We start from the raw sequence: 13,265 nt of genomic DNA on the forward strand, positions 1-13,265 counted from the left end.
GATAAAGTTAGCGGTTCAGGTCGGAGTCAGGGCGGGCTCAATGCGGGGTCAATGCGTCGACCGATACCACGCCGCGGTTTCGAGCAGCCCATGCTCGACCGTATGCGGCGGATACCAGTTCAGGCACGCGCGGATATGCGAGCCGTCGACGCACAGCTCGCCGATCAACCGGTCGATCTGCGCCGAGCGGCCGGTCAGGCGCCCCGCGAGACGCAGCACGCCGACCGGCACCGGCACGAGCCGCGCGGGCACGTGCAGCTGCGTGGCCAGCAGGCGCGCGAGCTCAGGCACGCTGAGGTCGCGGCCGTCGGTCACATGGAAGGTTTCGCCGGCCGCGCGCGGATCGGTCGCGCAATGCACCAGCGCGTCCGCGAGGTTGTCGACGAACACGAGGCTGCGACGCGCATTGACCGCGCCGAGCGGCAACGGAATGCCGCGCGCGACCGCGTTCATCAGCTGCAGGAAGTTCGCGCGCACGCCCGGCCCGTAGACCAACGGCGGGCGCACCACGACGATTTCGAGACCCGTCGAGCGGCCGTAGTCGAACAGCGCGCGTTCTGCTTCCAGTTTCGAGATGCCATATGCATCGGACGGCGCGGGCTGATCCGTTTCGGCAATCGGCCGGCCGCTGCTCGCCTCGCCCATCGCCTTGATGCTGCTGACGAACACGAAGCGCCGCGCACCCGCGCGCCGCGCCGCGGCCGCGACGCGCAAGCTGCCCTCGACGTTGGTTGCGCGATAAGCGGCCAGCGGCTCGGTCAAGGTTTCCTGCATCACGTGCACGCGCGCAGCCAGGTGGATCACCGCATCGCAAGTGAGCGCGACCGGCCAGCGCTGGTCGATGCCCGCGAAGTCTTCGGTATCGAGCAGCCATTCGCGCACGCCCTCGGCGGCCGTCTGCGGCCGGCGCACCGCGCCGGTCACGCGATCGCCCCGCCGCAGCAGCGCGCGCGACACCGCCTGGCCGACGAAGCCGTTGGCGCCGGTGACGAGAACTTGCAGACTCATCGCACTGCCCCGTCACGCACGTCGCGGCGCACGATTTCGCCGACGCCATGCCGCGCGGTCCACGCAAACAGACGATCGTCGTCGGGATTCGACGCGGCCGCAAACGGCGGGAAAGGCGGATCAGACACGATACAATCTGGCATCGGCGGTGCTTTCTCAGGAAGTCTGGCTGGGAACGTATTGTATTCGGGCGACACCCGTCGCGGCCCGCGAATCGTAAGGGATGGCAGCGGGCCACCTGGGCGCTAGAATGGCTGCGCTGCCGCGACCACGCCGGCAGCCCCAACACGCGGCACGAACGTCGGGCCGTGATAATAAAACGGACCTGCGCCCGCTGGCACGTCGTTCGTACACTTCGTAACAACTCAAACATATTCGCGCATGTGGAATTCGTGGTATCGATCCGACGTGCTCGACAACAGCACACTCAGGCCCGGTCGCTGGCCGTGCGAACGGGCTTCGGCCGGCGCACCGGCAAGCCAGCGCCTGAAGGCCGCGCAACCGCGCGGCGCGCATCCACGTGAATGCCCTGAATCCCGCCCGGTCCCGCCGCCGATCCCGCGCGTTGCGCGCAGCGGCGTGCCGGCAGCGTGCTGGTCTGAAGAAAAGAACTGTTTGAGCGACTAGAGTCCCACCTATGAAAGTATTGTTCGCCACCTACCCGATGGCATTCCATACCCCTGGCGGCGGAGAAATCCAGTTGCTTGCGTATCACAAGCATCTGCCCGCGCACGGCGTCGACGTCACGCTGTTCGATCCGTGGAAGCCGCGGTTTCTCGAACATGACGTGGTGCATTTCTTCTCGTGCGTCGGTGGCTCGGTGCACTTCTGCAACTTCGTCAAGCAACTCGGCTTGCCGCTCGTCGTGTCGTCGAGCCTGTGGGTGACGGAGGAAACGAAACATCTCTATCCGATCGGCGAGATCCATCATCAGTTTTCTCTGGCGGATCGCGTGGTCGCGAACTCCGAGATCGAGTGCGACACGCTCGCGCGCATCTTCGATCTGCCGCGCGAGAAGTTCGCGAGCGTGTTGAACGGCGTCGAACAGAGCTTTTACGAGCCGGTCGCGGCGGAGTCGTTCCGCCGTGAATACGGTATCGAGGGCCGCTTCATCCTGAACGTCGGCAACATCGAGCCGCGCAAGAACCAGCTCGCGCTGATCCGGGCGATGAAGTCGTTCCCCGAACTGAAGCTCGTGCTGATCGGCCATCAGCGCGATCCCGAATATGCGAAGGCGTGCTTCGACGAGGGCGGCGAGCAGGTCGTCTACGCTGGCACGCTGCCTCACGACTCGCCGCTGCTGCGCTCCGCCTACGCGGCCTGCGAAGCGTTCGTGCTGCCGAGCACGCTCGAAACGCCGGGGCTCGCCGCGCTCGAAGCGCACGCCGCCGGCGCGCGCATCGCGGTCACAAAAGTTGGCTCTACCGAAGAATATTTCGCGCAGCATGTCGCCTACCTGGATCCGTTCGACGTCGACAGCATCATTGGATCGATTCGCGCGGCGCTCGCGCAACCGCGCGGCGCTGTCGCGGCCCCGACGCGAGATCTGACCTGGCAGGCCGTCCTGTCGCCCTTGAAAGACCTCTACGATTCCCTGCAGACGAAATGACAAAACCCGTGACGAACCTCATGAAGAACTTCGAACTTCGTCCCCTGAATAACGTCGAGGCGTCCTCCGATTCCGGCTTCGCGTGGAGCGCGACGAACAGCGATCCGCAGTTCGAGCTGACGGGATGGGAAGAGCTGTCGGGTCGCGCCGCGCGTATTTCGTTCGAGCTCGCGAAAGAAGACATGCCGGCTTCGCCGTGCATGATCTATTTCGATGCGGGCGCGGGCATGTCAGAGCACGCGACGATCGGTCTCGTGGTCGATGCGCACGGCCGGGTGGATCAGGTCGTCGCGTTTCCGCCGCTCGTCGGTCCGTTGCGCCTCGATCCGATCGCGCGCTCGGGACTGTTCTCGGTCAACGGCTTCAACGTCGAACTGGTGGCCGACGCCGACTGCCCGACGGAGCTGCTCGAACGCGCACGGCGCATGGCGTCATGGGGCGGCGGCGCGCAGCCCGCGCCGGCTCCCACCGTGGGTCACACCTATCAGGAATGGATCGAGCGGCACGAGCCGCCCGCGTCGCACTACCCGGAACTGCGCGCGCGCTCGAAGGAGTGGGCGCTGCAGCCGCTGATCAGCATCGTGATGCCGACCTACAACACGCCGGCCAAATGGCTGCGCATGGCGATCGATTCGGTCGTCGACCAGGTCTACGAAAACTGGGAATTCTGCATCGCCGACGACTGCTCGACGAACCCCGAGGTCAAGGAGGTGCTCGACAGCTACGTCGCGAAGGATCCGCGCATCAAGGTCGCGTATCGCACGACCAACGGCCACATCAGCAACTCCAGCAACACGGCGCTCGAGCTTGCCGTCGGCGAATTCGTCGGCCTGCTCGATCACGACGACGAACTGCATCCGCTCGCGCTCTACTGCGTCGCCGAACTGATCAACGCGCATCCCGACGCGACGGTGATCTACAGCGACGAAGACAAGATCTCGATCGACGGAGTCCGCTCGGACCCGTACTTCAAATGCGACTTCAACTACGATCTGTTCCTGAGCCAGAACATGATCTCGCATTTCGGCGTGTACAAGACTTCGGTCATGAAGGAGGTCGGCGGCTTCAGAACCGGCTTCGAAGGCTCGCAGGACTACGACCTCGCGCTGCGCGTGATCGATCGCGCGGGTCATCACACGGTGTATCACGTGCCGCGCGCGCTGTACCACTGGCGCATGATTCCCGAGAGCACGGCGGCCGGCCATGAGGCCAAGCCGTACGCGCATATCGCGGCGATGCGCGCGCTCGACGAACACCTCGCGCGCAACGGCATCAACGCCCACACCGAGCACGCGCCGGGCACCGACGCGTTCAACAAGGTCGTATACGACCTGCCCGAGGCGCTGCCGTCGGTGGAGATCATCATTCCGACGCGCGATTCCGCCGGACTCGTCGAGCAATGCGTGGAATCGGTGCGGCAGAAATCGAGCTACCCGAACTTCCGCATCACGATCATCGACAACGGCTCGGTCAAGCAGGAAACGCACGACCTGTTCGCGCGTCTGCAAGAGGACGAGCGCATCAAGGTCGTGCGCGACGCTTCGCCGTTCAACTACTCGGCGCTGAACAACCGCGTCGCGCTCGCGAGCACGGCGGACTTCGTCTGCCTGATGAACAACGACATCGAAGTGATCAACGCCGACTGGCTCGAGGAAATGGTGTCGGTCGCGCTGCAGCCGAAGGTCGGCGCGGTCGGCGCGAAGCTGCTGTATCCGGACGACACGATCCAGCACGGCGGCGTGGTGCTTGGCGTCGGCGGTATCGCGAGCCATGCGCACAAGCACTTCCCCAATACGCACCCGGGCTACTTCGCGCGCGCGCGCCTGCGCAACGTGATGTGCGCGGTGACCGCCGCGTGCCTGCTGATCCGCCAGTCGATCTACAAGGAAGTCGGGGGCCTCGACGAACAGTTACACGTCGCTTACAACGACATCGATTTTTGCCTGCGCGTGCGGCAAGCGGGCTACCGCAATGTGTGGACGCCCTACGCGGAGCTTTATCATCACGAATCGGCAACCCGCGGCGCCGAAGACACACCGGAAAAAATCAGCCGCTTCAACCAGGAATCCGAGTTGGTCAGACAGCGCTGGGGGCATCTGTTGATGAACGACCCGTGCTATTCACCCAATCTGACACTGACCGCCGACGACTTTTCCTTTGCTTGGCCTTCAAGGATTGCAAATCTTGATTAATCTGGGACCCCAAAAAAACAAGACCGGATGGCTGGCAGAGTACCGCCATCCATCGCCGGGGGAACTGTTCTGCCTGCCGAGCGCGATCTACTTTCTGATGAAGTTCAGAGCCGATCTCGCGCGCTTCAATTCCAAAGTGCTGGACGACCGGGTCACGCTGTACTTCTGGTGGGAAATGTCGGCACGCGAAACGTATCCGGACTTCAACTGGGTACTGCGGCAGGAAGACCTCGAATATTTGCGTCAGCTCGATAACGACACGCTGATCGAGCGTCATCCGGACGCCGTCACGTACTGGCTCGGCTCGACCAAACCGAGCGTGCTCGATGCGAAGCATCTGAGCGAGACGCTGCACGAGCCCGTCACGGTGCTCGAAGAAGCCGGCCTGCAATTGCCGAAGCTGATGACGATGATCGTGCGCAATCGCGGCGATCTGTCCCAGGCATTCAACCTGAACTCGCTGACCGGCTATCTGAACTGCCTCGACTGGTGGGAGCTGCATGGCCAGACCACCTGTCCGCGCGTGACGTGGCGCCCGCCGATCGCGTGGCCCGCACTGCTGGAACCGATCGATCCGGCCGACTCGAGCGCGATGCCGTTTCCGCGCTTTCTCGCGCTGATCACGACCGAGCGGCCCGATCTGAGCAGCGCGTTCAATCTGAACAGCTTCACCTCGCGGCTCAACGCGCTCAGCTGGTGGGAAGACCACGGCCAGCGCGAGTATCCGCGCATCAAGTGGTCGCAGCCGCCGATCGGCGGCTTCATGCTCGAGCCCGAGGTGCCTCCCGCGGACGGCGGCCCTTACGTGCCGCGCTTCCTTTGCGAGATCTACAAGGACCGCCCGGACCTGCAGGCGACCTTCCAGCTGCAATCCCTGCGGGGGCGCCTCAGCTGCCTGTCGTGGTGGATCGAACACGGCCAGCATCAGTACCGCGCGATCAAATGGGTGCCGCCCACCACGCCCGCGCAGATGTTCGAGCCCGAATGGGGCTCGCATGCCGACTGGCTGCCGGTGCCGCGCTTCCTGCGGCTGCTGCACGGCGAGCGCCGGGATCTGCAGGAGCTCTGCTCGCTCGACAGCTTCACCGGGCGCCTGAAGTGCCTGTCGTGGTGGATCGAGCACGGCCAGCACCAGTATCCGGCGATTCACTGGGGCGTGCCGCCGGTGCCCGACAGCCTGTTCAGCATGGAAGCCGGTGAGCAAGGCGCGCTGCCGCTGCTGCCGCGCTTTCTGCTGTTGATCTGGAACGAGCGGCCCGACCTGCAGGCATCGTTCAATCTGAGCAGCTTCCGCGAGCGGCTCGGCTTCATCTCGTGGTGGGAGAAGCACGGGCACGACGAGTACTACGCGATCAAATGGTCGCCGACTCATCTCGCCGAAGAACCGTCGATCAAATGGGTGCCGCCCACCACGCCCGCGCTGATGTTCGAGCCCGAATGGGGCACGCACGCCGACTGGCTGCCGGTGCCGCGCTTCCTGCGGCTGCTGCACGGCGAGCGCGAGGATCTGCAGGCACTCTGCTCGCTCGACAGCTTCACCGGGCGCCTGAAGTGCCTGTCGTGGTGGATCGAACACGGGCAGCACCAGTATCCGGCGCTGCACTGGGTGATCCCGCCGTTGCCCGACAGTCTGTTCGGCGCGGCAGCGGGCGAGGAAGGCGCGCTGCCGCTGCTGCCGCGCTTTCTGCTGCTGATCTGGAACGAGCGGCCCGACCTGCAGGCGTCGTTCAATCTGAGCAGCTTCAGCGAGCGGCTCGGCTTCATCTCGTGGTGGGACAAGCACGGGCACGACGAGTACTACGCGATCAAGTGGTCGCCGACTCATCTCGCCGAAGAGCTCGCGAGAATCGACGACGCGCAGCCGGCCGACGACACCTTGCTGCCGCGCTTCCTGACGATGATCGCGAGCGACCGCAAGGATCTGCGCGAAGCATTCGACCTGACCACCGCCGCAGGCCGCGACCAGCTGGTGCGCTGGTGGAACGAGTGGGGGTCGGCTGAATATCCGCTCGTCGGCTCGCTGAAGGTACGCTGGGCCGAATCGTCCGACAGCACCGACAGCATCGACGACGAACCCGATGACGACGCGCGCGAGCCCGCCCGTTATCACGCGCGCGTCGAAGGCGTCGGCTACGGGTTCGGCGTCAACATCATCGGCTTCCCGCAAGGCGTGCTCGGCCTCGGCGAAGACGCGCGCATGGCCGCACGCGTGCTGCAACTCGGCTCGACGCCGGTCACGCTGCTCAACGCGCCGATGGCGGGGCCCGCGCGTCTCGAACACTCGGTCGACCACCTGATCAGCGACGAGCTGAAGTACAACATCAGCCTGATCTGTCTGCCGGCGCCGGAAATGGTGCGGCTCGCGCTGGAAGGCGGCCGCAAGCTGATCGACGCGCCCACCCACAAGATCGGCGCATGGCCGTGGGAGCTGCCCCACTGGCCGAATGCGTTCGGCAACGTGCATCAGATGGTCGACGAAATCTGGGCGCAAAGCCGCTTCGTGCAAAGCGTCTACAGCCGGCTCGGCAACACGCCGGTCTACCAGATGCCGATGGCGGTCGAGGTGCCCGCGCCGCTCGAGCCGAAGCGCGAGCGCTTCGGCCTGCCGACCAACGAGTTCCTGTTCTACCTGATGTTCGACGGCAACTCGTGGCTGAGCCGCAAGAACCCGCTCGCCGGCGTGCAGGCGTTCAAGCAGGCGTTCGGCAGCAGCTCGCCGGGCGTCGGGCTCGTCATCAAGGCGATGAACGTGCGCGACGACGACCCGGTGTGGCGCGCCGTGCTCGACCTCGCCGCGGGCGATAGCCGTATCCACATCGTGTCCGAGCGACTGAGCCGCCAGGATTCGACTGACTTCATGGCCTGCTGCGATGCCTACATTTCGCTGCACCGTAGTGAAGGCTTCGGCCGCGTGATCGCCGAGGCAATGGCGTTGGGACAGCCGGTCGTGGTCACGAACTTCTCGGGCAACGTCGACTTCTGCGAACCCGACACCGCTTTCCTCGTAGACGGCGAACTCGTGCCGCTGCGTCCAGGCGACTACCTGTTCGCCGAAGGTCAGTACTGGTGCGATCCGGATGTATCGATCGCGGCGGAACAACTCAAACGCATGATCGACGATGCGCCACTCCGTGAGCGCATCGCACTGTCGGGGAAGGCGCGCATCGAGCGCGATTACTCAGTCGAGGCAGTCGCACGCGCGTATGCGCGACGATTGAACGACATTGCGGAGGCGAAGAAGATATGACGCTGCGGGTATGTGCTCCGGACATTTTCTCAGGCGATGCGGTGGGTAACCACTGCATCGGTTTCGTACGCATGGCTGAACGTCTCGGCATGAGGGCCGAGCTGTATGCAAGCGGTTTCGAGGAGGGAACGAATGGAGTGCGCCCGCTTGACGCGTTATTCGATGAGGTCACTCGCGACGATGTGGTCCTGCTCAGTTATTCGATCTACGATCCGTACCTCGAGCGGATACTCGCGCTCGACTGCAAGAAGATCTGCTACTTCCATGGCGTGACGGACCCGCAGCTGCTGCGCGCGCTGGAACCGCGCACCGCGCAGTTGTGCGACAAGGCTCTCGCGCAACTGCCGCTGCTCGCGGGCTTCGACGCCGTCGTCGCGAATTCACGGGGCACCGCGGCGAGCCTCGCCGGCATCGTCGCGGCAGACGCCATCAAGGTCGTGCCGCCGATCTTCCCGGACATGTACGTGTTCCAGCGCGAAGGGCCGCGCAAGGGCCGCAAGCGCCCCGAGCCGAACCTGTTGATGGTGGGTCGCGTGGTGCCGCATAAACGCATCGAAGACGGCATCGAGATTCTGTCGCTGCTGAAACAGCGCAATTTCGGCGCGACGCTGAGCATCGTCGGCAGCACGCCGAACTACGATTACCTGAAGTTTCTGATCAATCACGCGCGCCGTCTCGGCGTGCTCGAGCAGGTCGATTTCAAGGGCATGCTCGATGACGCCGATCTGTTCGAGTGCTACGAGTCAACCCACGCGCTGCTCGCGATGAGCCGCCACGAAGGCTTCTGCGTGCCGGTGCTCGAAGCGATGCATTACGGCAAACCGGTGTTCGTACGCGGCGGCACGGCCGCTCAGGAGATCTGCCCGCCGGACTGCGTATTCGACGCCGATGCCGAACTCGCCGCCTGGATACCGGCGATCACGCAGCGCGTCGGCCAAACCCACGGCCGCAGCCCGATCGACGCGTCCTTCGTCAAGCACGCCGACGGCGTGCTGCAACGTGCCAGCGACGAGGTATGGCGCAACATTTTCGTCAGCGCCGGGGTCGGCATGCCGGCCGCGTCAACGCACGCGCGTGCGAGTACGGCGAGCGTTTCCACCGAGAAGCGATAGAGAGTCAGCGCCGCCGCTCACCAACGCATCGCGGCGCGTATTGGCGTACATCGATCGGCGCGATCCAATCCGATCGCGCCGCGTCACTCGTTCGTCACAGGCGGCTTGCCGGCCCTGTCGAAGTCGATCGGCTGCCCGGTATGCGGATGCGGCGTGAACGAGAAATGCGCGCGCACGTACTTCTGCGATAGCGTGCACAGCAAATCCATCAACGCAATCTGCTCGGACGGAAAGACCGGCGCGCGGTCCGCCGCGTCGATCGGTTTTTGCATGTAGCGCACGATGTCTTTTTCGAAATCGCTGACGCAATATTCGAGCACCTGGTCGCCTTCGATCGGATAAGCGGCCACCTTCAGTTCGGGATGCAGCGACAGATACGTGCTGAACAGACGCTCGGCGACGAAGGGCAGGAACGGTGCGTCGTCCGAGTGGACCGTGGGTTCCAGCACGCCGCGCGCGGCTTCGGTGCCGCTCTGTGTTTCGAGGAACGTGGCAATCGGCTCGAGCACCTTGCCGACGTAGTTCTCCCAGAACGACTCCGAACCAACCCAGAAATTGCAGTAGCACAGCGTATGCGGCGACTGACGGGGCGCCTCACGCAGATTCCACGCGATGCCGCAGGCGTCGAGCAGTTGCTGGCTGCGCTCGACGAGCCCCGGATGCGCATGCTCGCCCTGCATCCACGCGGTGTACGAGAAATACGCGAGCTGCGGAAACGGATTGATCATCCAGACGTCGGCGCCGGCATTGGCCTGCACGAACTCCAGAAAGCGGCTGCCGTCTATGCGCGCCTTCAGCGCGAATTTTGGCGAGAAAAGGCCGGTGATCTGCTGCTGCCGATGCACGCCCTTGCGGTACATGTCGACCAGAATATAGAACTCGCGCCACGCGGCGTGAGCGTTGTCGCGCATCTCGAGCGGATGAAAAGCCTGTTCGGACAGCACCTGCCCCGGCGCGTAAAGCGGCTCGAAAATCTTGATCGATGCACTCATGACAGCCCCGCGATCTGCAGATAGAAGTTTCCGGTATGCACGTTGCGCCGGAACAGCGTGAGCGACGCATTCGGCACCAGCACGTTGGGAAAGCGGGACAACGGCACGTTCAGCAGGTATTGCGAGATCACCGAGATCGGTCCCGCGTGACACACGGCGGCGATCAGGCCCGGCTGCTCCGCGTAGCGCAGCACTTCCTCCTCGAGCCAGTTCACCGAACGCGCGGCCAGTTCGAGATGCGACTCACCGCCCTCGTAACGGTCCGACAGATGTTTGCCCCAGTCGGGAAACGCCAGACGAAAATCTTCGGCCTTCCAGGTCGCGAACCGCCCCGCATTGGTTTCGCCGAGACGGGCGTCGACGGTCCAGTCGCCCTTGTCCTTGAACAGCACTTCAGTGGTCTGCAATGCGCGCCGCCACGGGCTCGAAAAAACGCGCTCGGGCGCGAAACCCTGGCTTTGCATCAGCGTGCGCAGCTTCGCGGCCTGCTGCAGGCCATGTTCGGTCAACTCGTCCTGCTCGGTCGAATTCAACAGGCCCGCCACGTTGGCGTGCGATTGGCCATGGCGAATCAGAAGAAGATCCATAGGTGTTAGCTGTTTTGGGGCTTGGGGGCGGGCAAAGCCTTCAGGAACATCGACGAGATGCGTCGCACGCTGAAACGGTCGAACACGTCGGCATAGGCATTGCGGCGGATCGACTGGCGCAGTTGCGCATCGGCCAGCATGTCCTCCAGCGCGCGTGCCCAGCTCTCGGCCGTGTTCGACGCAATGTAGCCCGTCTCGCGATGCTTCACGTTTTCGCGGTAGGTCGGGCAATCGGAATAGATGCTCGGGATGCCGAGGCTGCCGTAGTCAGCGTATTTGATCGGCGACTTGCACGAGTTGAAAAACAGCGTCTCGGGATCCTCTTCGGCGCCGAGCGGCACGATCGCGAACGTGTAGCCTTCGTCGCGAATGGCCTTCTTGTATTCGAGGTTGCCGCGGCTGCCGCGATGCGTCATGCGCGGAATCGTGTTGAGCTCCGGAAACGGATCGCCCCAGAAGTCGATCGACACGTTTTCGTGACGCGTGAGGAAGCTGCGCAAGGTGCCGAAAAACTCCTTGCGAAAGCTCACGAGCTTGATGCCGTCGAGATTGGAGAAGATGATCTTCGGCGGCTGCGCTTCGGTCCACAGTTCCGGCGACAGGTCGAACGCCTGATCGTCGAAGCCGTTCGGGATGATCAGCACGTCGTCCGAGCGCCGCACCTTGCGCATGCGCTCCTGCAACAGCTGATTCGACGCCGTGGCCGCGCTCGCTTCGCGAATCATCGCGAGCACGTTGTAGAGCACGTCCTCGTTCATTTCGAGCACGCTCCACGACGGCAGATCGAGCAGCCAGTCGTCGAGATCGTAAATCGTATGAAGGCCGAGTTCGTTCGCCATCCGCATGATCTTCAGCGACAGGTTCGACACGTGCTTGTTGAACAGCACGACGTCGAAGCGATGCAGATGGCTGACGCCAACGTCCGCCTCCGAAATCTGCTCCCACTCGATCAGCTGGTGGCGCTGCATGTACGAAAGCAAAGGCGCAAAGCGCGCGCCGATGGTGCGCGAATTCATTCGCCCATCGGTCATGGAGCGCCGCTGTACGACGAGCAGTCGGGGAATCTTAGTAATTTGTGAGGCCGGCATCGATCAGGGTTCTGATTAGGTCTGCTGCTACCGTGCTCGACGAGTGCCGTGCATAGACGCGTTCGTAGTTGCTTTCAATCTTTTTGTCCCTGGCCGGGTCGGTCAGGGCTGCCTGAATGGCGGGAACGATGTCCGGCGCGCGGGTAGAAGCCGCGTACCAGACATTGTCGTCGAAGTGCTCGCGCTGCCAATCCCCATCAACCATGACGAGCGGCTTCTTCACGAACGCGCCTTCGAGGCACGAGCGCCCGGGCGGGTCGAAGCTCGGCTCCGCCACCACCAGCGCGCTGGCGAGCGCCGAGCGCAACAGCGCGCTGCACGGCTGGATGAACGGCAGGAAATGGATGCCGCGACGCGCCTCGCGCACGCACTGCCGGTAGTACTCCTCGTCCCGGAAACCGCCGACCATCAGGCCGTTCATGTCGAGCTGGTTCAGCGCGCGGATCAGTTCGAGCTGATTCTTGATCGGCTCGATCAGGCCGAGGCACAGCACGTAGTCCGAGACGTCGCAAACGGTGGGCAGCAAATCCTTGTCGGCGGGCAGCAGAAACCGGTCGGATATGCCGGAGCCCACCACCACGCATTTGCCCGGATCGACCGTGATGTACGCGTTGAAGTGCGCGAGCTCGGTCGAGGACTTGAAGAGCAGCCGCTCGGCACGCTGCACGAACGCCTCGATGCGGCTGATTTCCGCCGCGTCGGGCGCGCTCAACCACCAGACGTTCGGCCACAGGAACAGCTTCTTGCCCTGATTCACCGTTTCGCGAACGATCGCTTCGCCGTCCGCATGGACGGAGAAGTGCATCACCGCGTCGTAAAAGCGTAGCGGCCGGCTGCGAATGCCGTAAATGTCGGCTTGTACGTCCGAATCGTTGAGAAGTTCGGCGACCTGCACCAGTTCCGACTCGCCACCACCGCTCGTCATGAACGCGGTACTGTGAGTGGTCAGGAGAATTTTAAAATGCATATTGCGGGCTCCGTCCCGAATCGTCCCGTATCGTGGGCGCTGCTGCCGTCCGCCGGACGGTGCGGAATTCACGCGTTCGCGCCAGTTGCGAACCTGGCGCGACCGTTATCGGCAGGGGCTTGATTTTACGCCAAATCGTAACGCAATCGGCCGTCCCGGCGACGCGGCGAGCACTCTGCGCCAGGCTTTCGAAACTCCTTACGTGGCTTACGGAAACGGCAGCCGCCCCGCCCTGTGCGCCGCGCAATCGCAACCCGCGCGCCCCATCCGCGGGAAGCGGAGAGCACGCTACCTTCGGGCTCGCGGCCGTGCCGATTGCTCCGACGAATAATTTGTAAGTAACGGTAAATGCTCGCTGATGTCGGAACATCAGGAAATATTGGGCGTGCAGAATACTGGCGGTACGATAGACTGGCCAGCCGTGACCGCCGGGCCGCCAGCCAGTCCGCATATCGTTACAGGT

General features: G+C 63.8%; 10 protein-coding genes. 4 read left to right on the forward strand and 6 right to left on the reverse strand.

Annotation, left to right across the window (positions count from 1 at the left end; translation table 11 throughout):
- Window positions 1–48: 48 nt before the first annotated feature.
- Both EVC45_RS04540 and EVC45_RS47565 read right to left on the reverse strand, forming a co-directional pair.
- A complete protein-coding gene (locus EVC45_RS04540) occupies window positions 49–1,008 on the reverse strand; it encodes an SDR family oxidoreductase (RefSeq protein ID WP_129956842.1) in 960 nt (319 codons plus the stop codon).
- Window positions 1,005–1,136, reverse strand: coding sequence for a hypothetical protein (locus EVC45_RS47565; protein ID WP_306770755.1), 132 nt, complete (start codon window positions 1,134–1,136; stop codon window positions 1,005–1,007). Before EVC45_RS47565 ends, EVC45_RS04540 begins: the two co-directional genes overlap by 4 nt.
- A gap of 509 nt (window positions 1,137–1,645) precedes the next feature.
- On the opposite strand from EVC45_RS47565, the gene EVC45_RS04545 reads away from it, so the two are divergent.
- Genes EVC45_RS04545 through EVC45_RS04560 form a run of 4 tightly spaced genes read left to right on the forward strand, consistent with a single transcriptional unit; the run spans window position 1,646 to window position 9,168 of the window.
- On the forward strand, window positions 1,646–2,617 hold the full coding sequence (locus tag EVC45_RS04545; protein WP_129956843.1) for a glycosyltransferase: 972 nt from the start codon (window positions 1,646–1,648) through the stop codon (window positions 2,615–2,617).
- Entirely contained in the window at window positions 2,614–4,809 is a 2,196-nt protein-coding gene (locus EVC45_RS04550) for a glycosyltransferase family 2 protein (protein WP_129956844.1), read from the forward strand. Before EVC45_RS04545 ends, EVC45_RS04550 begins: the two co-directional genes overlap by 4 nt.
- Complete coding sequence (locus EVC45_RS04555; RefSeq protein ID WP_129956845.1) at window positions 4,802–8,056, forward strand: glycosyltransferase family 4 protein; 3,255 nt, start codon at window positions 4,802–4,804, stop codon at window positions 8,054–8,056. The genes EVC45_RS04550 and EVC45_RS04555 overlap by 8 nt, the downstream gene beginning before the upstream one ends.
- On the forward strand, window positions 8,053–9,168 hold the full coding sequence (locus tag EVC45_RS04560; protein WP_129956846.1) for a glycosyltransferase: 1,116 nt from the start codon (window positions 8,053–8,055) through the stop codon (window positions 9,166–9,168). The genes EVC45_RS04555 and EVC45_RS04560 overlap by 4 nt, the downstream gene beginning before the upstream one ends.
- 83 nt (window positions 9,169–9,251) lie before the next feature.
- Here EVC45_RS04560 and EVC45_RS04565 read toward each other — a convergent pair whose 3' ends face one another.
- From EVC45_RS04565 to EVC45_RS04580, 4 genes are read right to left on the reverse strand one after another with little or no spacing between them, the layout of a single operon-like run.
- Window positions 9,252–10,160 (reverse strand): hypothetical protein, encoded by a 909-nt coding sequence (locus EVC45_RS04565; RefSeq protein WP_129956847.1) that lies wholly within the window; start codon window positions 10,158–10,160, stop codon window positions 9,252–9,254.
- Complete coding sequence (locus tag EVC45_RS04570) at window positions 10,157–10,747, reverse strand: histidine phosphatase family protein (protein ID WP_129956848.1); 591 nt, start codon at window positions 10,745–10,747, stop codon at window positions 10,157–10,159. Before EVC45_RS04570 ends, EVC45_RS04565 begins: the two co-directional genes overlap by 4 nt.
- A gap of 5 nt (window positions 10,748–10,752) precedes the next feature.
- The gene (locus EVC45_RS04575) at window positions 10,753–11,763 is read right to left on the reverse strand and encodes a glycosyltransferase (protein WP_248295033.1); all 1,011 of its coding nucleotides are present in this window, start codon (window positions 11,761–11,763) and stop codon (window positions 10,753–10,755) included.
- Window positions 11,764–11,812: 49 nt separating this feature from the next.
- A complete protein-coding gene (locus tag EVC45_RS04580) occupies window positions 11,813–12,802 on the reverse strand; it encodes a glycosyltransferase family 4 protein (RefSeq protein ID WP_129956850.1) in 990 nt (329 codons plus the stop codon).
- Window positions 12,803–13,265: the final 463 nt, after the last annotated feature.

The sequence above is a fragment of the Paraburkholderia sp. UYCP14C genome, from assembly GCF_004197395.1.
GTDB lineage: Bacteria > Pseudomonadota > Gammaproteobacteria > Burkholderiales > Burkholderiaceae > Paraburkholderia.